19 protein-coding genes and 1 pseudogene are annotated in these 21763 nt (G+C 67.2%); 6 read left to right on the top strand and 14 right to left on the bottom strand.

The features are described 5' to 3' along the window. The 3 genes from ACQ4W4_RS10585 to ACQ4W4_RS10575 all read left to right on the top strand — a co-directional run bounded on the left by ACQ4W4_RS10585 (position 1) and on the right by ACQ4W4_RS10575 (position 3506). Positions 1-1191 carry a hypothetical protein gene (locus ACQ4W4_RS10585; protein ID WP_436541955.1) on the top strand — a complete coding sequence of 397 codons (1191 nt, stop codon included), beginning with the start codon at positions 1-3 and terminating at the stop codon, positions 1189-1191. A 29-nt stretch (positions 1192-1220) separates the two neighbouring features. Further along, entirely contained in the window at positions 1221-2414 is a 1194-nt protein-coding gene (locus ACQ4W4_RS10580) for a hypothetical protein (protein WP_436541954.1), read from the top strand. A gap of 87 nt (positions 2415-2501) precedes the next feature. Beyond that, the gene (locus tag ACQ4W4_RS10575; protein ID WP_436541953.1) at positions 2502-3506 is read left to right on the top strand and encodes a 2-hydroxyacid dehydrogenase; all 1005 of its coding nucleotides are present in this window, start codon (positions 2502-2504) and stop codon (positions 3504-3506) included. Here ACQ4W4_RS10575 and ACQ4W4_RS10570 read toward each other — a convergent pair. Continuing rightward, a complete protein-coding gene (locus ACQ4W4_RS10570; protein ID WP_436541952.1) occupies positions 3495-3857 on the bottom strand; it encodes a TfoX/Sxy family protein in 363 nt (120 codons plus the stop codon). The genes ACQ4W4_RS10575 and ACQ4W4_RS10570 overlap by 12 nt on opposite strands. A gap of 98 nt (positions 3858-3955) precedes the next feature. Here ACQ4W4_RS10570 and ACQ4W4_RS10565 point away from each other — a divergent pair, with 98 nt between their 5' ends. The 3 genes from ACQ4W4_RS10565 (at position 3956) to ACQ4W4_RS10555 (ending at position 5000) form a co-directional block, all read left to right on the top strand. Next, a complete protein-coding gene (locus tag ACQ4W4_RS10565; RefSeq protein WP_436541951.1) occupies positions 3956-4189 on the top strand; it encodes a hypothetical protein in 234 nt (77 codons plus the stop codon). Beyond that, positions 4186-4659, top strand: coding sequence for a MepB family protein (locus tag ACQ4W4_RS10560; protein WP_436541950.1), 474 nt, complete (start codon positions 4186-4188; stop codon positions 4657-4659). Before ACQ4W4_RS10565 ends, ACQ4W4_RS10560 begins: the two co-directional genes overlap by 4 nt. 140 nt (positions 4660-4799) lie before the next feature. Further along, positions 4800-5000, top strand: a complete 201-nt coding sequence (locus ACQ4W4_RS10555) for a Sec-independent protein translocase family protein (protein WP_230515844.1) — start codon at positions 4800-4802, stop codon at positions 4998-5000. A gap of 168 nt (positions 5001-5168) precedes the next feature. Here the strand turns inward: ACQ4W4_RS10555 and ACQ4W4_RS10550 are convergent, their stop codons facing one another. The 13 genes and pseudogenes from ACQ4W4_RS10550 to ACQ4W4_RS10490 all read right to left on the bottom strand — a co-directional run bounded on the left by ACQ4W4_RS10550 (position 5169) and on the right by ACQ4W4_RS10490 (position 21744). After that, on the bottom strand, positions 5169-5783 hold the full coding sequence (locus tag ACQ4W4_RS10550; RefSeq protein WP_436541949.1) for an RES family NAD+ phosphorylase: 615 nt from the start codon (positions 5781-5783) through the stop codon (positions 5169-5171). Position 5784: 1 nt separating this feature from the next. Further along, complete coding sequence (locus ACQ4W4_RS10545; RefSeq protein WP_436541948.1) at positions 5785-6495, bottom strand: hypothetical protein; 711 nt, start codon at positions 6493-6495, stop codon at positions 5785-5787. Between the two features lie 84 nt (positions 6496-6579). Further along, positions 6580-9015, bottom strand: coding sequence for a glycosyltransferase (locus ACQ4W4_RS10540; protein WP_436541947.1), 2436 nt, complete (start codon positions 9013-9015; stop codon positions 6580-6582). Beyond that, entirely contained in the window at positions 9012-10235 is a 1224-nt protein-coding gene (locus tag ACQ4W4_RS10535) for a TIGR04063 family PEP-CTERM/XrtA system glycosyltransferase (protein ID WP_436541946.1), read from the bottom strand. The genes ACQ4W4_RS10540 and ACQ4W4_RS10535 overlap by 4 nt, the downstream gene beginning before the upstream one ends. A 4-nt stretch (positions 10236-10239) precedes the next feature. Beyond that, a pseudogene (locus tag ACQ4W4_RS10530) lies at positions 10240-12192 on the bottom strand (XrtA/PEP-CTERM system amidotransferase). Between the two features lie 10 nt (positions 12193-12202). Next, on the bottom strand, positions 12203-13417 hold the full coding sequence (locus tag ACQ4W4_RS10525) for a TIGR03088 family PEP-CTERM/XrtA system glycosyltransferase (protein WP_436541945.1): 1215 nt from the start codon (positions 13415-13417) through the stop codon (positions 12203-12205). After that, positions 13407-14990 carry an exosortase A gene (gene xrtA, locus ACQ4W4_RS10520; protein WP_436541944.1) on the bottom strand — a complete coding sequence of 528 codons (1584 nt, stop codon included), beginning with the start codon at positions 14988-14990 and terminating at the stop codon, positions 13407-13409. Before xrtA ends, ACQ4W4_RS10525 begins: the two co-directional genes overlap by 11 nt. Then, complete coding sequence (locus ACQ4W4_RS10515) at positions 14987-16276, bottom strand: TIGR03087 family PEP-CTERM/XrtA system glycosyltransferase (protein WP_436541943.1); 1290 nt, start codon at positions 16274-16276, stop codon at positions 14987-14989. Before ACQ4W4_RS10515 ends, xrtA begins: the two co-directional genes overlap by 4 nt. Positions 16277-16291: 15 nt before the next feature. Beyond that, positions 16292-17383 (bottom strand): FemAB family XrtA/PEP-CTERM system-associated protein, encoded by a 1092-nt coding sequence (locus tag ACQ4W4_RS10510; protein ID WP_436542025.1) that lies wholly within the window; start codon positions 17381-17383, stop codon positions 16292-16294. After that, entirely contained in the window at positions 17383-18243 is an 861-nt protein-coding gene (locus ACQ4W4_RS10505; protein ID WP_436541942.1) for an XrtA system polysaccharide deacetylase, read from the bottom strand. The genes ACQ4W4_RS10510 and ACQ4W4_RS10505 overlap by 1 nt, the downstream gene beginning before the upstream one ends. Continuing rightward, the gene (gene wecB / locus ACQ4W4_RS10500; protein WP_436541941.1) at positions 18240-19400 is read right to left on the bottom strand and encodes a non-hydrolyzing UDP-N-acetylglucosamine 2-epimerase; all 1161 of its coding nucleotides are present in this window, start codon (positions 19398-19400) and stop codon (positions 18240-18242) included. The genes ACQ4W4_RS10505 and wecB overlap by 4 nt, the downstream gene beginning before the upstream one ends. A 12-nt stretch (positions 19401-19412) precedes the next feature. Then, positions 19413-20936, bottom strand: coding sequence for a TIGR03016 family PEP-CTERM system-associated outer membrane protein (locus ACQ4W4_RS10495; RefSeq protein WP_436541940.1), 1524 nt, complete (start codon positions 20934-20936; stop codon positions 19413-19415). Beyond that, positions 20920-21744 (bottom strand): XrtA-associated tyrosine autokinase, encoded by an 825-nt coding sequence (locus ACQ4W4_RS10490; RefSeq protein WP_436541939.1) that lies wholly within the window; start codon positions 21742-21744, stop codon positions 20920-20922. The genes ACQ4W4_RS10495 and ACQ4W4_RS10490 overlap by 17 nt, the downstream gene beginning before the upstream one ends. Positions 21745-21763 lie beyond the last annotated feature (19 nt).

Genomic DNA, 21763 nt, shown 5'->3' with positions numbered 1-21763 from the left:
ATGGATGCCGCCGCCCGCCGCTACGTCATCGGTTTCTTCGCCTGCGTCTTCCTGGCGCTGGGCGCCGTCTCGCTGCTGAACTACCAGGTCGACCCCTACCTGCTGCACCAGTGGGACAGTCCCTTGGTGCAGCGCCCGCGCCAGCTCAATGAAAAGCTCGGCGCCTGGGCCAAGACCTATGCCGTGGCGCGCTACCGGCCGGCCATCATCTACATCGGCAATTCGCGCACGGAACTGGGCTTGCCGACGGGCGTGCGCGCCTTATTCGACGGCAAGAGCATCTTCAACAGCGCGGTATCCGGCGCCTCGATCGGCGACGCCATCCGTCTGGCCGAGCATGCGGCCAGGGTCAGCCGCGTCGAGACCATGGTGTGGGGCATAGACGCGCCCACGTTTTCCCTGGACATGGGCGCGGCGCGCGTGGAGGACAGCCTGACGGGCGCCCGGCACGGCTTTTTCGCCCAACGCGCCCTCGTCAACCTGAAGCGCGGCCTGACCCTGGACATGACGGAGGACAGCGTGCGCATCCTCACCGGCAATGCCGGCGATGTCTGCCGTTCCAACCTGGCCTTGTATGGGCAGCGCGACGAGACGTGCACCATCAAGGGGATAAGGCATTGGCTGGGAACGGCGGAAGCCATTCCCGTGCGGCTGCAGGAATTCGGCGATGGCCTGGGGCCGACGCCCTCATCGACGCCAGCGCTCGACGCCAGCATCGGCAAACTGTGCCGGGGCGGCCTGCGCCTGCGAATGTACATCAACCCCACGCACGCGCTGACCTTGTACGCGCTGCACTGGCGCGGCAAGTGGGATGCCATGCAGGCCTGGCAGCGGGGACTGGTGCAAGTCGTCGAGCGCCACCGCCGGCAGGGCTGCGACGTGCGCCTGTATGATTTTTCCGGCTTTAACAGCATCACGACCGAAGCGACTCCGCTCGTCAGCGGCAAGCCGGACATGCAATATTACTGGGAAGTGTCGCATTACCGGGACAATGTGGGCCGCTTGATCCTGGCGCGCCTGTTCGGCGGCGACACGCCGCCTCCCGCCGATTTCGGCGTGGAGCTGACGCAGACCAACGTCGACGCCCACCATGCGGCCACGCGCGCGGCGCGCGAGCGCTATCGCGTGGAACATGCGCGCGAAGCGGCGTATACGCAGCGGGTGCTGGACGGACCGCTGATCAGACGTTGAGCGCCATTTCTCTACTTTCAAAGCTGACCATGGATACCAACGCCCGCCGCTATCTCGCCATCTTCTTTGCCTGTGCGCTGGCCGCGCTGGCCCTCGTTTCCGCCGTCAATTACCACGTCGATCCGTACTTGCTGCACCAGTGGGACAGCCCGCTGCTGCAGCGATTGCGGCCGACGACGGAAAAACTCAGCGTGTGGGGCAAGACGTATGCCGTGGCGCGCTACCGGCCCGCCGTCGTCTACATCGGCAATTCGCGTACGGAAATGGGTTTGCCGGTGAACAGCATGCGTACTTTGTTCGATGGCAAGAGCGTATTTAACAGCGCCGTCTCGGGCGCCTCGATCGGCGAGGCCATCCGCCTGGCCGAGCACGCGGCCAGGGTCAGCCAGGTCGATACCATGGTGTGGGGCATCGACGCGCCGTCGTTCTCGCTGGAACTGGGCTCGGCCGGCGTGGAGCCGGGCTTGACGGACGGCGGCCCCGCGTTTTTCGCGCGGCGTGCATTGCTCAACATCAAGCGCGGCCTGACGGTGGACATGACGCGCGACACCTGGCGCATCCTCAGCGGCACCTATGACGGCGTGTGCCTGTCCAGCCTGGCGCTGCACGGTCAGCGCGACGAGTCCTGCCTCACCAGCCGCCACCGAACCTGGACCGGCACGGCGCGCGCCTTCACGCCGCGCCTGCAGGAGTTCGGCGATGGCCTGGGGCCGACGGCGCCCGCGCTGCAGGCTTTCGATGCCAGCGTCGGCAAGCTGTGCCTTGGCGGCACGCGCTTGCGCCTGTACATCAATCCCACGCACGCGCTCACGCTCGACGCGCTGTACTGGCGCGGCAAGTGGGACGCCATGGAAGCATGGCAGCGCGACCTGGCGCAGATGGCCGGACGCTACCGGCGCCAGGGCTGCGACGTGCGCCTGGTTGATTTTTCCGGTTTCAACAGCATCACCAGCGAACCGATCCCGCAAGTGACGGGCGCGCGCGAGATGCGCTATTACTGGGAAGCGTCGCACTACCGCGACAATGTGGGCCGCTTCATCCTGGCGCGCCTGTTTGGCGGCGAGTTGCCGCCGCCGGCGGACTTCGGCGTCGAGTTGACGGAAAGCGGCATCGCGGCCCACCAGGCGGCCACGCGCGCCGCGCGCGCGCGCTATCACGCGCAGCACCCCGTGGAAACAGCCTACCTGCGCCACGTGCTGACCTTGCCCCGCGAACCCAAATAGGGGGCGATTGGCGCCAGGCGTACGCCGTGGGGCAGGGTGCTTGCGCTATGATGATGTTTTGCCATCCAGCAAGTTCCAGGACGCCCCATGAAAATCGCCTTCTTTGCCAGCCAGCCCTACGACCGCCGTTTCTTCGACGAAGCCTTGCCGTCCCAGCCCGACGCCGCCGGCATCGAACTGGTCTACCACAGCGCCTTGCTGAGCCAGGAAACCGTGATTCTGGCGCAGGGCGCTGACGCCGTCTGCGTCTTCGTCAACGATGTGCTTGACGCCCCCGTGCTGGAAGCCTTGCACAGCTACGGCGTGCGCGCCATCCTGCTGCGCTGCGCCGGCTACAACAACCTCGACCTGGAAGCGGCCAGGCGCCTGGGCCTGTTCGTTGCGCGCGTGCCCGCCTACTCGCCGGAAGCCGTGGCCGAATACACCCTGGCCCTGGTGCAAACCCTGAACCGCCACACGCACCGCGCCTACGCCCGCGTGCGCGAAGGCAATTTCTCGCTCGACGGCTTGCTGGGCACCACCCTGCACGGCAAGACCGTGGGCATCGTCGGCACGGGCAAGATCGGCCTGGCCACGGCGCGCATTTTCAAGGGTTTCGGTTGCACAGTGCTGGGCCACGACCCGTTCCCGGCGCCCGCGTTCGCGGACCTGGGCACGATGGTGGCATTGCCGCAGCTGCTGGCCGAGTCCGACATCGTCTCGCTGCATTGCCCGCTGATGGACAGCACGCGCCACATGATCAGCGAAGCGACCTTGCCGCTGATGAAGACGGGCGCCATGCTGGTGAACACCTCGCGCGGCGGCCTGATCGACACGGGCGCCGTCATCGAGGCGCTCAAATCGCGCCAGCTGGGCTCATTGGCCATCGACGTCTACGAACAGGAAAGCAATCTGTTCTTCCAGGACCGCTCGTCCGACATCATCGACGATGACATTTTCCAGCGCCTGATGACCTTCCCGAACGTGCTGGTGACGGGCCACCAGGGTTTCTTCACCATCGAGGCGCTGCGCGAAATCGCCGCCATCACCTATCACAACCTGGCGTGCTTCCGCCAGGGCAAGGCCTGCGAGAACAGCGTATTAGCTGCTTGATGCCGGTTTTTTGGGCTTGGGCGGCGGCTTGGGCTTTGGCGGCGGCAAGGCATCGACCGTGCGCCGCGCCAGCTGGCTGAGCCAGTCGCGCTCGTCCCACAGCCCGCCATCGATCAAAAAGTATGGCTTGGCTTGCGGGTAGGGCGGCGCTTCCTGCAACGCGCCTTGCGCGCCGATCCAGGCGCGGCCCGCATCCGTCGGCTTGATGAACAGCTGGTCGTCGGCGACGATGGCGAACATCTTGCCGTCGCAATACAGGCCGTACTCGCCAAACATCTTTTTCGCGCTGATGCTGCCCGCGCCCGCCATCTGGTCGAGCAAAAAATCCACCGTGCCTTGCTGTGATGCCATGTCGTCCTCCGTATGAAGGAATAGTGTAGCGCACTGGCCAGGACTGGGCGGTGCGGCTACACTATCGCCATTATTTATTTTGCATTAGCTATTTTGCCATGACATCCCACCATATTATTCACCGTGGCATCACCATCGCCACCCTGACGGCTGACCAGGCCGTCGAAACCCATTGCGCACCGGGCCAGTCGGCCATCCGTGAGCAGGCTGACGGCTGGTGGCTGTATTTTGTCGACGAGGACGGTACCGTCGACGGTTACGACAGCCCGTTCGCCAGCCACGCCGAAGCGCTGTGGGCGGCCAAGGCCGCAGCCGAGTTCAGCGCGCAATGAAGGTCAGTCCCTGGGCTTTCCTGGGCTTGCCGCAAGCCCCGGTGCCGGAAGCGGAAAGCGCGGAATACGGCGCCTGCCGCGCCGACCTGCACGGCAAGCGCCTGGTCCTGCGCGTGGCCAAGACCACGCCGACGAAAACCGGCCAGTTCGTCACCGTCTGGAAGCGCCCCCATTCCGACGCCGACATCGCCCCGCTGGACGAAGCGGATCCCGTCGATGCCGTCATCATCGCCGTGGCCGACGGCGACGGCGCGCGGCACGGCTTTTTCATCTTCCCGCGCAGCGCGCTGATCGAGCGCGGCGTGATGTCGCGCGCCGGCCAGGGCGGCAAGCGCGCGCTGCGCGTGTATCCGCCGTGGTGCGCGCCGGAGTCCACCTTGGCGCAGCGCACGCAGCGGTGGCAGGCGCAGTGGTTTGTGGCGGCGGGGGATCAGGTGCGGCTGGGGTGGCTGCTGGGGCCGGCTCTCTAAATGTCAGTTTTCAGGCAAATCAATCCCGGCGGCAGCCAGTTTGTAACTATTGGATAGTTTCCGCGTGGAATTTATCTGTATAGTCTTGCAACGTTATGGCAGCCAGCACTGTCATTTTTTGAATCATCTGGGAGAAAAAGATGGGTAGCCTCAGTATCTGGCATTGGCTGATTGTTTTGGTAATTATGTTCACCGCTATTTTTCCCGCTTGGAAGATCGTCTCCAAGGCTGGGTTTTCTGGCTGGTGGAGTTTGTTGTCATTCATTCCAGTCGTCGGTTTTTTTGCCCTGTGGGCATTTGCACTGATCGAATGGCCTGCTAAGGTACGCAACGAGAAGTAATGTGATTATTTGTCAGGCCTGCGCTATGGCCCCGTGCATATGAGAAATCGATCTCGACGGAGTGCCATGTCTATGGTGTGCGGCAATTTTGGCGCCGCACGTATATGATGAAACAGACCTGTTGCGCAGTAAGCAGGGTTTTGCGTTTTTATTGGACGGCTGGCGATCTCACGCAGGAATGATATTAAACAGTCGCATGGCATCCGGCATTTCCGGTGCCGCTATAAGCTGGACAGGTCCACCGACGGCCGTGAGATAGGACCTGGCGCGATCAAATACCACGACCGCTTTTTCGTTGGTGAAATGACGCGACATATACAGGAAGCCATCGACCTGGAGCGGATTGCGATACACGGCCAGCGCCCATTGTTGCGGCAGCGTGTAACTTGAGGTGCCGGTCAGGCCAGCATGTCCGCCCATCTGCTTGAGCAAATGGCCGGTCAGGTCAAACAGTCGCAAACTACCAATGAATTGATGTACCCACCGGCGATCAATCTCGGATTTGGCGATAGGAAATGCACCCTTCACAGGCACTGCATCGTGCAACAGGGACTCGGCAAGAGCAACATCAAAGCTCGGCCCCAGATAGCAAGTCTTGTATTCGGGATGGCCTTTCTTGCAGCCAGGTGCATCAAACCGGTTCCCTCCGCTGGAGCCAAAATAGGGTTCGCCAGTCGCATGTCCCGAGATACGGTACAGACTGGGCACCGGCAACCCGACGACGGGAAGCGTCGCGCTCGTTGCCAGCACCTTCGGAGGTGGTTTCAGCCTGGTCGCGGCCACATCATGCCTCCCTGAACGCTGTCGCTGCGGCGATGACGTCGGCAAATTTTCCTTTCCGTAAAGCATTGAGCGGACTGCTGCCGTTGAGCGACATCCGCGCAGTGGTGAAGAATTGCCACTTGCTGGACCCAGCCAGCTGGCCCAATTCCTTGTTCACTTTGCTGAGCTGGCGACGGTTCAAGGTGGGATCGGCGAAGAAGGCAGGGTACAGCTTCTTGCCGGAGACACTATCCATGGAAAACATTCGCTGTTCCGTCACGGCCTTGCTGATCGCCTGCCGCGTCACGCCCATTTGCTCGGCCAGTGTTCTTGAATCGACCAATTCGCCTTTCTTTTCCAGGCTCGCATATCTTTGCATTTCCTGGCGGGAAAACTGATCGAGGAATGCCTGATTTTCTGGCGGAATCGTGCTTATACCGGCTTGCATTGTATGTGTGCGCTGGAATCGCTGGATCAATTCCTGGAGATCTGCACTAGAAACCACAGGCACTCCCGGCAGCTGTCGCGGTACATACGCCGCATCCTTTTCACGCGCATGATGCGCTAGCTGTTTGGGGCGTCGTATCTTGACCAATACGTAGCCCTCGCCAAGGTCGATGCCTTTTGCGCCGATCTTTCGGAGCGAATCACCCAGGGCCTTGCTTGCGTCAGGCACTGTCATTCGATGCGCGCTCTTCGCTTTTGCCGGCTTTGAGACTTCCAACTTTGCCATGACACCCTCCAGTTACCATACCAGATTCTACTCCATAAGCTGATATTGACAACCAAAGCAACCTTATTCGGTGGCGTTTCGTCGTTAAGCCACCTTGCTCACCACATACCGATACTTCCCCGACGCCTCCGCCGCGATCTCGTTGACCTCCTCGATGATGACGTCCACCTGCGCGCCGAGCCGGGCCTGGAAGCCGGTGACGATGGTGCTGCGCGTGGCGTCATCGAGGCGCGGCAGGCAGACCAGCAGCACGCGCGTGCGCAGCAGGCTTTCCTGGATGATCTTGAAGCTGCGCACCTGCGGCAGTTCGCGCACGATGTAGACGAGGGCCAGGCCGTGCATGACGGTGCCGTCCACGGCCGTGAGGAAATCCGTGCTGCGCCCTTCGATTTTCTGCAGCAGGGGCAAGCCGCGGCCGCAGGCGCACGGCTCGGTGCCCAGCGCGCCCACGTCGCCCGTGGCGTAGCGGATGAAGGGGTAGTCTTGCGTGGACAGGTGGGTGACGACGATTTCCCCGGTGGCCCCGGCCGGCAGCGGCCGGCCCTGGCTATCAAGGATTTCCACGATGAGGTCTTCGGCCGTGATGTGCATGCCGCCGTCCGGGCATTCGTGGGCGATGAAGCCCGCGTCGCGCCCGCCGTAGCCGTTCGCCACGGGGCAGCCGAAGGCGGCGGCGATCTGCGCGCGCTGCTCGTCGTACAGGCGCTCGGCCGTGACGAACGCCACTTTCACGCCCAGGCCGTCGAGCGGCAGGTCGCGCGCGCCGGCATGGCTGGCGATGCGGCACAGGGCCGACGGATAGCCGAACAGCATGCGCGGGCGCCAGCGGCGCAATTGCTGCACGTAGCCGTCGAGGCGCGCGGGCGACATGGCGAACGCGGGCAGCAAGGTGGTGCGCAGCAGCGCGTCGCGCAGGCGGCGCAGGCGGTCCTGTGCATGCAGCTCGATGGGAGAGCCCCACAGCACGGCTTCGCGGTCGCCGATGTCGACGCCCCACCAGCGCGTGGCGCGCCACTTGGCGGCGATGTCGTGGCTGACGCGCCGCCGGCCGAGGAAAAACTGCAGCGGTTCGCCGCTGGAGCCGCCCGTGGCGAACGGGCGCAAGCCCACGGCGCGGGCGGACTTGAAGCTGTCGCGCGCGGCGGCGATATCGCTTTTGCGCAGCAGCGGCAGGCGCGATAGATCGGCCAGCTGCCGCACCTGCTCGGGGTCGAAACCGCTGCGGGCGAACAGCGCGCGGTAGTAGGGCACGTGCGCGCCCGCATGGCGCAGCAGCGCGCGCAGGCGCGCCAGCTGCCACTCTTGCAGCTGCTGCGCGCTCCACCACTGCGAGCGTTCGAGCCGGCGCAGCAGGCGTGCGCTGTGGTGGCCCTTGAGCCATTCGTGCAGGGGAAACAGCCAATGGGCGACGAGGCGCGTGTAGGCGCCTGGGCGCGGCGCGGCGCGGATGCGGCGGTAATGGGCGGCCAGCCTGGGGGCGATGCCGGGCCAGCCGAAGGCGGCGGCGTGCGCCAGACCCGCCTCTGCCAGCGCGCGCGCGCGCGGCGGGTCGCGCAGCAGCGCCACGATGGCCTGCGCCATGGCGGCCGGATCGCCGGGCGGCACCAGCAGCGCCGTCACGCCGTCCTGCAGCAGCGCGGGGATGCCGCCCACATTGGTGCTGACGACGGGGATGCCGCAAGCCAGCGCTTCAAGCACGGAATTGGGCATGTTGTCGGCCAGGCTGGGATTGAGGACGATGTCGCTGGCCTGGTACAGGGCCGGCATGGCGGCGTTGTCGACGGGGCCGGCGAAGCGCACGGCATCTTTCACGCCGAGCGATCTGGCCAGGCGCGCCAGCGCCGCGCGCTGCGGCCCGCCCCCGGCCAGCACCAGGCGCGCCGATGGATAGCTTTGCCGCACGAGGGCGAAGGCGCGCACGGCGCTGGCATTGTCGTACAGGTGTTCCAGGTGGCGCGCCACGAGGATGCGCGGGCCGTCGTCGCCAGGCGCATGCGGCGCGGCCGGCGCAAAGCGCTGCAAGTCCACCACGTTCGGCACGATGTGGGCCGTATGGCCGTACTGCTCGAAGACGCCGGCCAGGTAGGCCGAGGGCACGACGATGGCGCTGGCGCGGCGCAGGCTGAACGCCACCAGGCGCGGTGAACGGGCGAAAAAGGCCGCCGCTTCGCCGCCCCGGTAATTGAGCAGGGCAGGTTTGCCTTTCAGGCTGGCGATCCACAGCGCGGGGGCGGCCTGCAGATGCCAGGACCAGCCGGAATTGGCCATGACGTGGAACAGGTCGACCGTATTGGCGGCGCGCCACAGGCGCCATAGCAGCAGTGGCAGGCGCAGCGCGGCGCGCAGGTAGCGGATGCGCGCCAGCCACGGCGGCAGCACGGGGCCGTTGACGGCCAGCAGCTGCACTTGCGCGCCGTCCTCGCGCAACAGCCGCGCCAGCTGCTGCGTTTGATTGGCCATGCCGCCGGCCGGCGGCGGCAGCGGGCCGACCAGCGCGATGCGCAAGCCCGTGAAGATCATGGCACGACTCCGACCGCACCCGCCGCCACGCGCGCATACACGGGCGCATAGCGGCCCACGCTGGCGCCCCAGCTGCGCTCCGTTTCGACGAACGCGCGCGCCTGCTGCCGCAACGCCGGCCAGCTGGCGGGCGCCAGCAGCAGGGCTTGTATGGCTTGCGCCAGCGCCCCGGCGTCGCCGGCGCGAAACAGCACGCCCGTCTTGCCATGGTCGATCAGTTCGCGGTGGCCGCCCACGTCGGACGCCACCACGAGGCGGCCCTGCGCCATCGCCTCTAACGGTTTCAAGGGCGTCACCAGCTCGGTCAGGCGCATCGGCAGGCGCGGATACACGCAGATGTCGACCAGCTGATAGTAGCTTGCCACCTGCGCATGCGGCACTCTGCCCGCAAACACCACGGCGTGGGCGATGCCCAGTTGCGCCGCCAGCGCCCGCAGCGCCCCGTCCTGCGGCCCGCCGCCGGCCAGCAGCAGCCGCAATGCCGGCTGCGCCGCGAGCATGCGCGGCATGGCGCGCAGCAGCAGGGCCAGGCCCTCGTAGGCATAGAAAGAGCCGATGAAGCCGATGACCAGGTGGCCATGCAGGCCCAGTTTATGCGCCAGCCACAGGTCGTCGGACGCCGTGACGCTGAAGGCGCCCGCATCGACGGCGTTCGGGATCACGGTGATTTTATGCGCGGGCACGCCGCGCGCGCACAGCTCGCGCCGCAAGCCCTCGCAGATGGTGGTGACGGCGTCGGCGCGGCGCAGCGCATAGGTTTCCAGCGCGCGCGTGAGGCGGTAGCGCAAGCCGCCGGGCGGGCTGCTGCCATGGTCGGCGGCCGCGTCTTCCCAGAAGGCGCGCACTTCATACACGACGGGAATGCCCAGCGCGCGGCCCGCGTTGAGGGCGGCGATGGCGTTCAGGGCGGGCGAGTGCGCGTGCAGGATGTCGGGCTTGAGCCGTTGCGCCAGCTGGCGCAGGCGCACGGCCAGGCCGACGATGACGGCCGCCTGCCGCAGCACGGGCAGGCGCGCCCACCAGCGGGCATCGGGTGCTGTGCGGTAGAAATGCCAGCCGTCGACCAGCTGCTGCGCGCCATCGGACGGCCCCTGCTTGGCACTGGTGAGCTGCATGGTGTGCCAGCCCAGCGCGCGCTGCTGCCGCAGGATGGCCAGGGTGCGGAACGTGTAGCCGCTGTGCAGGGGCAGCGAGTGGTCGAGGATGTGCAGGATGCGCATGGGTTCACTCCATGGCCATGGCCGGCGCGGGTACCGCCGCCTTGCGGCCGTCGACGGGCAGCACCTGGCGCAAAAAGGCTTCGAACATCAGCAGCGACCATAGCGGCGCGCTGTAGTCGCGTCGCCCGCTCGCATGCTGCTCGAGCAGCAGGCGCACGTAGTCCATGTCGAACAGGCCGCACTGCGCCAGCGCGGGACCGAGCAGCCGCTGCTGCAGGCGCTGGCGCAGCGGGCCGCGCAGCCAGTCGGCCAGCGGGATGGAAAAGCCCATCTTCTGGCGGTACAGCAGGGTGTCGGGCAGCAGCGGGCGCAGGGCCTTTTTCAGCAGGTACTTGCCTTCGCCGCGCCGCAGCTTGAATTGCGGCGGCAGGCCGGACATCCACGCCACCAGTTCATGGTCGAGCAGGGGGGAGCGCACTTCCAGCGCATGCGCCATGCTGGCCCGGTCCACTTTCGTGAGGATGTCGCCGGGCAGCTAGGTTTTCAGGTCCAGGTACTGCACCTGCGACAGCGGATCCTGCGCGGGACTGGCCAGCGCGTGGCGGCGCAGTACCTCGACGGCGCGGTAGCCTTGCAGGCTGCGCCGCAGCGCGGGGCTGAACAGCCGCGCACGCATGGCGTCGCCCAGCAGGCTGACGCCGTGAAAATATGCGTCCGTCGTGTCGCGCGCCAGGCCTTCGAAGGTGGTCTTGGCGCGCAGGAAACGCGGCGCCCAGTCGGCCTTCGGATACAGCCGCCCCAGGGTGCCGAACAGCGACTGGCGCAGGCCGGCCGGCAGCAGCGGGTCCATCGCCTTGCGCACTTTTTCCTCGCGCGTGTGCAGGCGGTAGCGCCGGTAGCCGGCCAGGCTTTCATCGCCGCCGTCGCCCGACAGGGCCACCGTGACCCGCTGGCGTGCCAGCTGGCAGACCCTGTAAGTGGGCATGGCGGAACTGTCGGCGAACGGCTCGTCGTACAGATTGGCCAGCAGGTCGATCAGCTCGAAGTCGTCCTGCTCCACCTGGCGCGCGTGGTGCGCCGTGCCGTAGCGGCGCGCCACGAGGTCGGCGTAGTGCGCCTCGTTGTACGCGGGGTCGCCGAACGAGATGGAGCACGTGTTGACGGGCGTGGTGCTGGCCCCGGCCATCAGCGCCACGACGGCGCTCGAATCGACGCCGCCGGACAGGAATGCCCCCAGCGGCACTTCGGCCACCATGCGGATGCGCACCGCCTCGCGCAGGCGCGCCAGCAGTTCGTCGGCCGCCTGCGCCTCGCTGGCGGGCGGGTTCGGCGTGAACGGAATATCCCAATACGCTTGCGGCGCGGGCAGCGGCTGGCCGGCGCGGATGGAGAGGGTATGCCCGGGCGGCAGCTTGCGCGCGTGCTGGAAGATGCTGCGCGGCTCGGGTACGTAGCCGTAGGCGAAATACTCTTCCACGGCCAGCGGGTCGAGTTCACGCGGCATGGCCGGATGCGCGAGCAGGGCTTTGAGTTCGGAGCCGAACAGCAGGGTGCCGTCCTGCGCCTCGCCGTAGTACAGCGGTTTGACGCCCAGGCGGTCGCGCGCCAGGAACAGCACGTGGCGGCGGCGGTCCCACAGGGCGAAGGCGAACATGCCGCGCAGGCGCTGCACGCATTGCTCTCCCCATTGTTCCCAGGCGTGGACGATGACTTCCGTGTCGCTGCTGGTGCGGAAGGGGTGGCCGAACTGGCGCAATTCCGCCATCAGGGCGCGATAGTTGTAGATTTCACCATTGAAGACGATGGCGATGCTGCGGTCGGCGTTGAACAGCGGCTGCTGGCCGCTGGCCAGGTCGATCACGGACAGGCGCCGGTGCGCCAGGCCGAGGCCCGGCTCGCGGTGCAGTCCTCCTTCGTCCGGCCCGCGGTGGCGCAGGCTATGGTTCATGCGCGCCAGCAGCAGCACGTCGATGTCGCGCTGGCCCTGCAAATCAAAGATGCCGCTGATGCCGCACATGGAAGGCCTTTCAGGGATAAGTGGACAGGTGGGACGGCTGGCGCGCGCCCGTCAGGCGGTCGTACACGGCCAGGTAGGCGCCGGCCATGGCGGGCAGGCTGTGCTCGGCCAACACCTGGCGGCGTCCGCGCGCGCCGTGACGCGGGCCCAGCTCGGGCATGCTGTAGTAGTCGAGCATGGCGTCGGCCAGCATCTCGGGCGAACCTGGCGGCACCAGCGTGCCGCTCCAGCCCGACTGCACCAGTTCCGCGTTGCCGCCCACCTGCGTGGCGACGACGGGCAGCCCCGTCGCCATCGCTTCGAGGATGGTGTTCGAGCTGCCTTCGGCCAAGGACGGCAGCACGAACAGGTCCATCGCGCGCAGCAGTTGCGCCACGTCGTCGCGCGCGCCGGGCAGCCAGGCAAGGTGCGCCGCGCCGGCCTGTTGCAGCAACTCCAGGCAGGCCTGGCGGCACGGCCCGTCGCCGACGATGATCAGGCGCAGACGCGCGCGGGCGCCCGGCTGCTCGAGCAACTGCAGGAATGCCTGCACCAACGAGGCATGGTCCTTGACGGCCGCCATGCGGCCCACGCTGCCGATGACGAAGGCGCCGTTGCACAGGAAACCGGGCGGGCCCACGGCGGCCGCAGGACCCAGGCGCGGATGGAATTGCACGCTGTCGACGCCGTTGCCGATGTGCGACACCTGCGCGGGCGCCGCGCCGATGGCGTCCACCAGCCAGTGGCCCAGGTCGGCGCTGACGGCGATGAAGTGCTGCACCAGCGGCAGCATCAATTTGCGCAGCAGCCGGTATTTGCGGCGGGTGCCGTGCAAGTCGCTCATGTCGCGCCCGTGTTCGCCATGCACGCGCAGGCGTACGCCGGCCAGGCAGGCCAGCAGCTGCGCTTCGAGGCAGCCCAGGTTGCGCGTGTGCACCAGTGCCGGCTGCAGCTGTTTCAGCACGCGGTACAGGTGCAGGTAGTGGCGCCAGTCCTTGCCTTCGCGCTTGTCCAGGCTGATCACGTCGACGCCAGGGGCAGTCAGGCGCTGGCGGAACGCGGTGGCGTTTTTCATGCAGACGATGGCGTGACGGTAGCGCTCGGGCGGCAAATGGTTGATCAGGTTGACAAGACCGTTTTCCAGCCCGCCCACGTCGAGCTGGTGGATCACGTGCACGATCAGGGGAGCGGCGCCGGCCCCTTCGGCAGCCTGCCGCGTGCCGCCGGTATCGAAGTCAAGGGCCATGCGGCAGCTCCTGCAAGCGTTGTTCGATGACGGGCAAGGCCGCCCGCAGGAAGGCTTGCAGGCGCGCGCGCGGCGGCGGCGCCAGCTCGTCGTAGGCGGCAAAGACGATGATGTCGGCGCCATCCTGGCGCCTGCCCAGCAGCTTGGCTTGCGCCAGCAGCAGTTTCACCAGCACGGGCCTGGCCGTGACGATGCCGCCCTGGCGGTAGACGCGCCATACCAGCAGGCGTGCGCCCCCTTGCGCCAGCACGCTTTCGCGCACCGCCAATTGGCCGCTGGCCAGGTTGACATCTTGCACGCGCTGCGCCAGCGGCATCCAGCGGGGGCCATACGGCGAGGCCTGGTGCGTCAGCAGTTCGGCATCGCGCGCCTGGCGCGCATACCAGTGCAATTGCAGGCCCACCGGCGCGCCGTCGCCGTCCCGGTGCGCGTACGTGGCGGCAAATCGCGCGGGCGCGCCCGCATATGGCGCTTGCCAGGCGGCTGCCGCGTCTTGCAGGCGGTGCCAGCCGGTCGGATCGGCCAAGGCCAATACGGTGGGGGAATCGGTTGCCGCCGGGCCGTCGTCGCGGTGGCTGGCCAGGGCCAGTGCCGGCCACACGGCCGCCAGCAGCAGGCAGGCGATGCCGGCGCGCACGACGGCGCGCGGGCTGGCCGCGCTGGTGGCGCTCAGGCGCATGGGCTGAGCGGGCGGCACGGCGCGTGGCGGCGGCGATTCGCGCCAGCGCGCGGCCAGCCAGAACAGCAGCAGCGCCACCAGGCCGAAGAACAGCCAGCCATAGATCAGGTGATCGACGCCCACGGCCAGGCGCATGTCGCTCAGGTGGCCCAGCATCACGATCAGGTAGGCGCGCACGCCATTGGCGAGGATGGGCACGAGCAGGGCGGCGGCCATGACCGCCAGGCGCCGCCGCGTGCTGTGACAGTTGACATGTGCGAACAGCGCGCCCAGGGCCAGCGCGGCGATCAGGTAGCGCAAGCCGCTGCACGCTTCCACCACCGACCAGTTGCCGGTGGGCAGTGAAAAATTGCTGCCATCGCGAAACACGGGCACGCCCGACCATTGCAGCGCGGTGACGGCAAAGGCGGCCGTGAAGTCGATCAGCGGTTCCAGGAACACTTCGCCGAACGGCACGGCGAGGAACAGATAGGCCAATGGAAAAGCCAGCAGGCGCACGGCCGGCCAGCCGAGAATGGCCAGCACGCAGGCGGGCAACATGGCCATGGCCGCATACTGTTCCACCACGGGCACGTTGGCGGCGTCGGCCAGCAGCCACGCCAGGCCCAGCGCGCCCAGCAGCAGCAAGCCCAGCGGCGACGGCTGGGGCGCCAGCGCCGCCAGGCGGGCGCGCTGACGCCATGCCAGCCAGCAACTGATGGGCACGATCACGAAACCGTGCGCGAAGGTTTGCGAGCGGGCCCACAGTTCCACCATCGACCAGAAAGTGGCGTGGTACAGCAGCACGACGCCTGCCAGGGACAGCAGCAAGGCCGCCAGCGCGGCCTGGCGCCGGTCCGGCGGCAAGACGGCCGCCGCCGGCAAACGGCTCACCTGGTCGAGCTGCAAGCTCATGTGGACGGCTCCCGCACCGGCTGCAAGGGCGTGGCGGCGCCGCTGACAGCCGCATCGGCCCCCGCAGGCAGGCCCAGCATGGCGCCCAGTGCGCGCAGATTGCGTTCCCAGTCGTATTCCTGCAGGACCAGCTGGCGCGCCGCCGCGCCGATGGCCGCGCCGCTGCCTTCGGCCGCACCATTCCGGACATTGCGCAGCACGCGCGCGGCATGGTGGATGAATTCGGCGTCGTCGCGCGCCAGCAGCAGTTCCAGGCCTGGCTGGGCGGCGATGCCTTCGAGCGCTTGCGGCGTGGCCAGCACGATCTTGCCCATCGCCATCGCTTCAAGCACCTTGTTTTGCACGCCGCGGGCGATGCGCAGCGGCGCCACGGCCAGCGCTGCGCCAGCCAGGTAGGGCCGGATATCGGGCACCTTGCCCGTCACCACCACGCCGGGAATCCTGGCCAGCGCCGTCACGGCGGGCACGGGCGCGCTGCCGACGATATAGAACTGCAGCTGGGGAAACTGGCGCCGCAGGGCGGGCCAGACGTGGCGCACGAACCATTGCACGGCGTCGACGTTCGGCCAGTAATCCATGGCGCCCGTGAATACCAGCGCCTGCACGCCCGGTGGATACACGCCGGGCTGGGCCGGCACGGGCGTGAAATACGCCGTATCGACGCCATTGTTGACGTAGCCGGTCTTGCGCCGCGCCATCGGGGCGCACTGGCGGAACAGGGTCGCCTCGGCCGGCGAGACGAAGCTGGCGGCCGTGAACTGCTGGGCGATATGGCGTTCGTACTGCAGCAGCAGCTGCGCTTCGCGCCGGTACAGCAGCGACATGGGCCAGGGCTTGCTGTCGCTGTATTGGCGCCACTTGTCGGAATCGACGTCGACGAAATCGATCACGCGGTGCAGGCCGCGGCCCGCGCTGCCGTCGATGTATTGCGCCATGGGTCCGGAGAAGGCCAGCGCGTGACGCACCTTGTTGCCCGATAACAAGCCGTCGACCCATTGCAGCAGCCGTGCATCGCGGTAGTACTGCACGCTCATGGCTTGCCTCGACAGCAGCGCCTGCATGGCGCGCCAGCGGGCCGGGCCGCGCCGCAAGTCGATGAAGCGCGTGCTGGCGCACAGGGCGGCCACGGTTTTCGCGTGCCGCCAGTCGTCGTCATCGTCGATGAAGCAGCCCAGGTGCACGCGGAAATGTCGGCTCAGGTATTGCAGCATGTGCCACGAGCGTATCTTGTCGCCCTTGTTGGGCGGATACGGCAGGCGGTGGGCGAGGAAGAGCAGTTCGCGCATGGTGAATCTCCTTGCTTAGCCCAGTTGCCGCACGATATGCGGCCCCAGCAGGTTGGCCAGCGGCAGCGGCAGGCGGCGCCAGGCGCGGATGAACAGCGCGTATTTCGGATTCAGCGGATTGACGAATGGCAAGGCCTTGGCGCGCACGAGCTGGTAGGCATAGGGCAGCGGCTGCGGCGTAAAACCCCAGTTCTTCTTGAAATCGTAGGCGCCGGTCCCCAGCTTGCTGCGGCCGAAGTCGAACAGGCGGTAGCCGCGCGCGCAGGCGCGGCGCATCGCTTCCCAGTACATGAAGTCGTTGGCGCCCGTGCTGCGCGCCAGGACGCTGCCGCCGCCGTAGTAGGGCAGCACTTCATCGCGGAAATAGAACAGCAGCGCGCTGGCCTGCGCCTGCTGGCCGTGATACACGGTGAGGATCTCGCAATCGCTGCCGAAAACCGTGCGCAGCAGGGCGAAATGGCGGCGCGCGAAGACGGGCGTGCCCAGCCGGTGCACGCTGGCCGCGTAGAGCGGGTAGAAGCGCTCGAGGTCATGGTCGACGGCGCTGTGCAGGCCGGCCGCGATGGCCTTGCGCACGACGGCGCGCTGCTTGCGGGGTATGGCCAGCAGGTTCTGTTCGGCATCGGGGCTTAAGGGCCTGCGGAAGGTCGCGTACAGGGGCTGGTGCAGCCAGGGCGCATCCGCATTTTCTGGCGCATTTTCATGCATTTCGCGCCAGCGGTATTCCACGTGCCCCACGCCGAGGCGCCGGGCCAGCGCCAGCGCGGCGCTGTCGAGCGCCTGGCGCACCCCCGCGCCGCCGCCGGCGACGCCGCCGTAGACGCAAAACGGCAGCGAGACGAGGGAAGAACCGAACAGGCGGCTGCGCAGATGGGCCAGCGGCAGTACGCCGGCGATGCGTCCATCCTGTTCCGCGTACAGGAAATAGCTGTCGTGCTGAAAACCTTGCTCCATGATGGTTTGCCAGCCGGCCCGGTGAAAAAAGGTCGCTTCCGGGCACGTGTCGACAAAGGCATCCCAGCGCGCATGCTCGTGCCCCTGCAGGGAGCGCACGGCGATGGCGGCGCTGGACTGTGCCGGGTCGGGAGCAAGGCTGGCCTCGTGCATCATGTGCTTTCCAGAAAAATACGGTCCATGCGGTCCCAGGCAAAGTCGCGGGTCAGGCGCCCCAGCCGTGCTTCCATGCGCCCCAGGTTCAGGTAGTGGCGAAAGCGCGTCCTGGTGCTGAGGCCTGGCGGGCGCGGCTGGCCGGGATCGAGTTCCCAAGGATGAAAATAGAATATGCCAGCTTGCCCGTCGCGCGAATTGATGCGTCGCAAAAGCCAGCGCGACAGTGCATACGGCATCAATCTGAAATAGCCGCCGCCGCCGGCCGGCAGGTTGCGCCCGCGCAGGCGCACGGTGCTGACGGGCAATTCCAGCACGCCGTGCGGGCCGCGCGGGCGCCAGCCGAAGCGGGGCGCATCGGGCATGCCGTAATGATCGTGGCGGATCGGGTAGATGCTGGAACTGTAGCGGTACCCGGCGTCCTGCAGCACGTCGAAGGCCCACAGATTGGCCGCGCCGATGGAAAAGCTGGGCGCCCGGTAGCCGCGCACGGCCAGCCCCGTTATTTGCTCCAGGATGGCCTTGCTGCGGCGCACATCGTCGGCGAACTGCGCGGCCGACTGCTCGCTGGCGCGCAGGTGCGCATAGCCGTGGCTGGCCACTTCGTGTCCGGCGTCGGCCACGCGGCGCAGCATGGCCGGATAGCGTTCGGCGATCCAGCCCAGGGTGAAAAAGGTGGCGTGGATGCGGCGGCTCTCCAGCAACAGCAGGATGCGCTCGATGTTCGCCTCGACCCGGCATTCCAAGCGCGGCCAGTCGGCGCGCGCGATGTGCGGCGCAAAGGCGGATACCTGGAAATAGTCTTCCACGTCGACGGTCAGCGCATTGCGCAGTATCAGGGAGGAAGGCGGCGGGGTCATGGTTGTCCCCGGCGCGCCGCCAGCCACGGCGCGATGACGGCCACGATGCGCTCGGCCGCATGGCCATCCCACAGGGGCGGAATGCGGCCGCGCTTGCCGCCCGTGTCCAGGATGGTGCTGGCCATCTGCAGGATGGCGGCCGGGTCCGTGCCGGCCAGCGTGTTCGTGCCATCGGTCACGGTGACGGGGCGCTCCGTGTTGGCGCGCAGGGTCAGGCAGGGCACGCCCAGGGCCGTGCTTTCTTCCTGGATGCCGCCCGAATCCGTCAGCACCAGGCGCGCCTCCTGCATCAGGCCCAGCATTTCCAGGTAGCCCAGCGGCGGCAGGCGGACGATGGCATGTTGCGCCAGCAGCGGTTCCAGGCCCGCCAGGCGCAGGCCGGCCAGGGTGTGCGGGTGGATGGGAAACAGCAGCGGCAAACGGGCTGACAGTTGCCCCAGCGCCCGCAGCAGCGCTGCAAGCTGCGCCGGATCATCCACGTTCGAGGGACGGTGCAAGGTCAACAGTCCATACGCGCGCGGGCAGGCGTGGCCGTGCGCGCGCAGGGTGGCGGCGGGCTTGACCGCGCGCGGCAGCTGCTGCCGCAGGCTGTCGATCATGACGTTGCCCGTGAAGTGGATGCGTTCGGGGGCGATGCCTTCGCGCAGCAGGTTGGCGCGCGCGCCTTCTTCGCTGGTGAGCAGCAGATCGGACAATTGATCCGTCAGCACGCGGTTGATTTCCTCGGGCATGCGACGGTCGCCGCTGCGCAGGCCCGCCTCGACATGGATCACGGGCGTGCTGCGCTTGGCCGCCACCAGCGCGCAAGCGAGGGTGGAATTGACGTCACCCACCACCAGCACGGCGTCGGGCGCCAGCGGCGGATGCGCGTCGAGCACGGCGTCGAAGCGGCGCATGATCTCGGCCGTCTGCTGCGCGTGGCTGCCGGAGCCGACGTCGAGGGCGATGTCGGGCGGGCGCAGGTCGAGGTCGGCAAACAGCTGTCCGTTCATGGCCGTGTCGTAATGCTGGCCCGTATGCAGCAAGGTCACGCGCACGGCAGGTGTCTGTCGCGCCAGGGCGGCCAGGATGGGCGCCATCTTCATCAGATTGGGGCGCGCGGCCACCACGCACAGCAGGTGCGCCGGCGCGGCGGACGCGAGAGAGGGATCGGACATGCTGCGGCCTCCTTAGAACTGCATGTTGAGGGTGGCGCTGACGCCGTTTTCGCGGTAGTCGCCGCCCCGGTTGCTGGCGTGCCGCGTATGCCGCACGTCGATGCTGGCCGTCATGTTCGGCTGCAGGAGACGGGTGTAACCCGCCGTCACGGTGATGTTGTTGTCACGCCGGGGCACGGTCAGCGAGCGCACGCTGGCGTAGCCGGCATTGACATTCACGCTGGTGCGCGAACTGGCTTGCCAGCTCCAGCCCAGGTTGCCGCCGATCTGGCGCGTGCGGTCTTCGCTGCCGAATTCCACGCCGGGCAGCAAGCCGCTGTCGACGCCGCTGGCCGTCTGCGCCGTGCGGTCGACGGCCGTGATGCCGGCGATCATCGTGCTTTTTGCCGTGGCGCGCGCCATCGTCAGCTTCAGCTGCTTTTGCAGGAAATAGCGGTGGCTGAAATAATTGATGGCGCCCCGTTCCGGCCCCAGGCTGTTGGCGTAGCGCAGGAAGGCGTCGATGCGCAGGCGCCGGTCGCGTGCGTTGGGAAAGATGCCGCGCCACAATTGATCAAGCAACTGGCCCGCGTCGCGGTTTCCCAGGCGCGAAAATTGCGTCGGCATGGTCGTGATGTTTTCGCTGTAGTTCAGTTGCCAGTTGGTATGGCGCTGTAGAAAATTGGCGTCCAGGCTATAGGTGGTGCCAAAAAAGCGCTTGCCCGTGCTGAAGGCGATGCTGGTGCGCGGCGACGGCGTCCACACGCCGCCCAGCGACCAGAAGCGGCCCTCAGGCGCCTTGCCGCTGGTAGAGATATAACCTTCCTTTTCCATGCCGCCGCTGGCCGTGGCCGACCATTTGCTGTTGAACGGATAGCGCAGGCCCACGCTGCTGCGCTGCATGCGCACGGGCGCCAGCTTGCTGTCCTGGGTGCGGCGTACGTCGTGGCTGCCGTTCCAGGTCCAGCCGTTGCCGCGCGGCTCCCCGCTGAGCAGCAATTCCATCTCATCGCTGTGTACGGACAGCAAGTCGCCGCCGCTATCGACCGAGTTGCGCGTGTAGCGCAGCTCGGCCGTGGCCAGGCCGTGGAAACGGTGGCGCAGGTAGGGGCTGATGCCCGTGGTGCGCACTGTGCTGGTATTGTCCGTTTCGGGCAGGTCGTCGATCAGCTGCGGGCCGAACGGTGAGATGTTGCGTCGGCTGACGCTGGCGTCCGCATCGATGAAGAACCAGTCCTTCACCAGTTCGGCGTCGGCCGAGGCATGCAGTTCGTGGTTGTCCGTATCGGCGCGCTGTCCCGACAGGTATTTATGCCAGCTGTAGTCGAGGTGCACGCGCAGCCGGGGCCCCGTGCCGATGAGGGCGATGGCGGGCGCGATTTCCGTGATGAAGTCCGATTGCGCCTGGCCCGGCGGCGCGCGCAAGGCGTTGTCCGTATAGCTTTCGCGCAGGCGCAGCGACGGTTTCACCAGCCAGTCGACCGCGCCCGCCGGCGCCGGCAGCAGCAGGGACAGCAGCAGCGGCAGCGGCGCGCGGCGGCTAATCGTAATAGCCATAACCGTAGTAGTCGTTGCCGGGGAACGATTTGGTCTTGTTGTAGATCAAATGAATGTGTTCGCACGACTCGATCTGGCGCAGCGCCTCCTTGACGGCGTGCTGTGTCGTCGTTTCCGCCTCGACCACCATCACCACTTGTCCCATCTGCCCCACCAGCGCGTGCGCTTCGCTGGTGATCAGCAGGGGCGGCGAATCGAAGACGACGATGCGGTCGCCATAGCGGCTGGCGATTTCGGCCAGCAGCCGGCTCATGGCCCGGCTGGCCAGCAATTCCGTCGCGTGCTTGTTGCTGCGCCCGGCGGGCAGGATGCTCAGATTGTCCACATTGGTTTTCAGGATCACGTCGGCCATGGCCAGTTGCGGGTCGAGCAGCACGTCCATCAGCCCCGGTTCGGGCGGCAGGCCCAGCACTTTCAGCACGGACGGGCGCGCCACGTCGGCATCGACCAGCAGCACCGTGATATCCATTTCCATGGCGATGCTCATGGCCAGGTTGATGGCGCAGTAGGTCTTGCCTTCGCCGGGCATGGCGCTGGTGACGACGATCAGGTTGCCGTGGCGGATGGCCTCGGCGCCGCTGGCGCGCGCCTGGCGCAGCAGCGGGCGCTTGATGATGCGGAAATCCTCGGCCACCGAACTGCGCCCGCCATCGTGCGTGAGCATGCCTTGCTCGGCCAGCCGGTCCAGGTTCAGGGCCCGGTACTGGGGCGACCGGGCCGCCTGCGCGCCATCCACGCCATAGGGCACGCCGGCCTCGGCCACGCCGAGGATCGTGGGTTCCTGCTTGCCGCTGTCCTTGCTGCTCATCGTCGCTCCCTTGGTGGCT

The organism is Janthinobacterium glycogeni, assembly GCF_051380725.1.
GTDB lineage: Bacteria > Pseudomonadota > Gammaproteobacteria > Burkholderiales > Burkholderiaceae_D > Janthinobacterium.
The sequence above is the reverse complement of the archived record's forward strand: the minus strand, read 5'-3'. Positions and strand labels throughout refer to the sequence as shown.

What these genes read in the sequence shown, in the direction of transcription:
- ACQ4W4_RS10525 (WP_436541945.1), bottom strand. Translation starts at nt 13,417, where the DNA reads ATGGCCCTTGACTTCGATACCGGCGGCACGCGGCAGGCTGCCGAAGGG.
- ACQ4W4_RS10510 (WP_436542025.1), bottom strand. Translation starts at nt 17,383, where the DNA reads ATGCACGAGGCCAGCCTTGCTCCCGACCCGGCACAGTCCAGCGCCGCC.
- wecB (WP_436541941.1), bottom strand. Translation starts at nt 19,400, where the DNA reads ATGTCCGATCCCTCTCTCGCGTCCGCCGCGCCGGCGCACCTGCTGTGC.
- ACQ4W4_RS10565 (WP_436541951.1), top strand. Translation starts at nt 3,956, where the DNA reads ATGACATCCCACCATATTATTCACCGTGGCATCACCATCGCCACCCTG.
- xrtA (WP_436541944.1), bottom strand. Translation starts at nt 14,990, where the DNA reads ATGAGCTTGCAGCTCGACCAGGTGAGCCGTTTGCCGGCGGCGGCCGTC.
- ACQ4W4_RS10490 (WP_436541939.1), bottom strand. Translation starts at nt 21,744, where the DNA reads ATGAGCAGCAAGGACAGCGGCAAGCAGGAACCCACGATCCTCGGCGTG.
- ACQ4W4_RS10505 (WP_436541942.1), bottom strand. Translation starts at nt 18,243, where the DNA reads ATGACCCCGCCGCCTTCCTCCCTGATACTGCGCAATGCGCTGACCGTC.
- ACQ4W4_RS10570 (WP_436541952.1), bottom strand. Translation starts at nt 3,857, where the DNA reads ATGGCATCACAGCAAGGCACGGTGGATTTTTTGCTCGACCAGATGGCG.
- ACQ4W4_RS10515 (WP_436541943.1), bottom strand. Translation starts at nt 16,276, where the DNA reads ATGCGCGAACTGCTCTTCCTCGCCCACCGCCTGCCGTATCCGCCCAAC.
- ACQ4W4_RS10555 (WP_230515844.1), top strand. Translation starts at nt 4,800, where the DNA reads ATGGGTAGCCTCAGTATCTGGCATTGGCTGATTGTTTTGGTAATTATG.
- ACQ4W4_RS10560 (WP_436541950.1), top strand. Translation starts at nt 4,186, where the DNA reads ATGAAGGTCAGTCCCTGGGCTTTCCTGGGCTTGCCGCAAGCCCCGGTG.
- ACQ4W4_RS10495 (WP_436541940.1), bottom strand. Translation starts at nt 20,936, where the DNA reads ATGGCTATTACGATTAGCCGCCGCGCGCCGCTGCCGCTGCTGCTGTCC.
- ACQ4W4_RS10545 (WP_436541948.1), bottom strand. Translation starts at nt 6,495, where the DNA reads ATGGCAAAGTTGGAAGTCTCAAAGCCGGCAAAAGCGAAGAGCGCGCAT.
- ACQ4W4_RS10540 (WP_436541947.1), bottom strand. Translation starts at nt 9,015, where the DNA reads ATGATCTTCACGGGCTTGCGCATCGCGCTGGTCGGCCCGCTGCCGCCG.
- ACQ4W4_RS10535 (WP_436541946.1), bottom strand. Translation starts at nt 10,235, where the DNA reads ATGCGCATCCTGCACATCCTCGACCACTCGCTGCCCCTGCACAGCGGC.
- ACQ4W4_RS10585 (WP_436541955.1), top strand. Translation starts at nt 1, where the DNA reads ATGGATGCCGCCGCCCGCCGCTACGTCATCGGTTTCTTCGCCTGCGTC.
- ACQ4W4_RS10580 (WP_436541954.1), top strand. Translation starts at nt 1,221, where the DNA reads ATGGATACCAACGCCCGCCGCTATCTCGCCATCTTCTTTGCCTGTGCG.
- ACQ4W4_RS10575 (WP_436541953.1), top strand. Translation starts at nt 2,502, where the DNA reads ATGAAAATCGCCTTCTTTGCCAGCCAGCCCTACGACCGCCGTTTCTTC.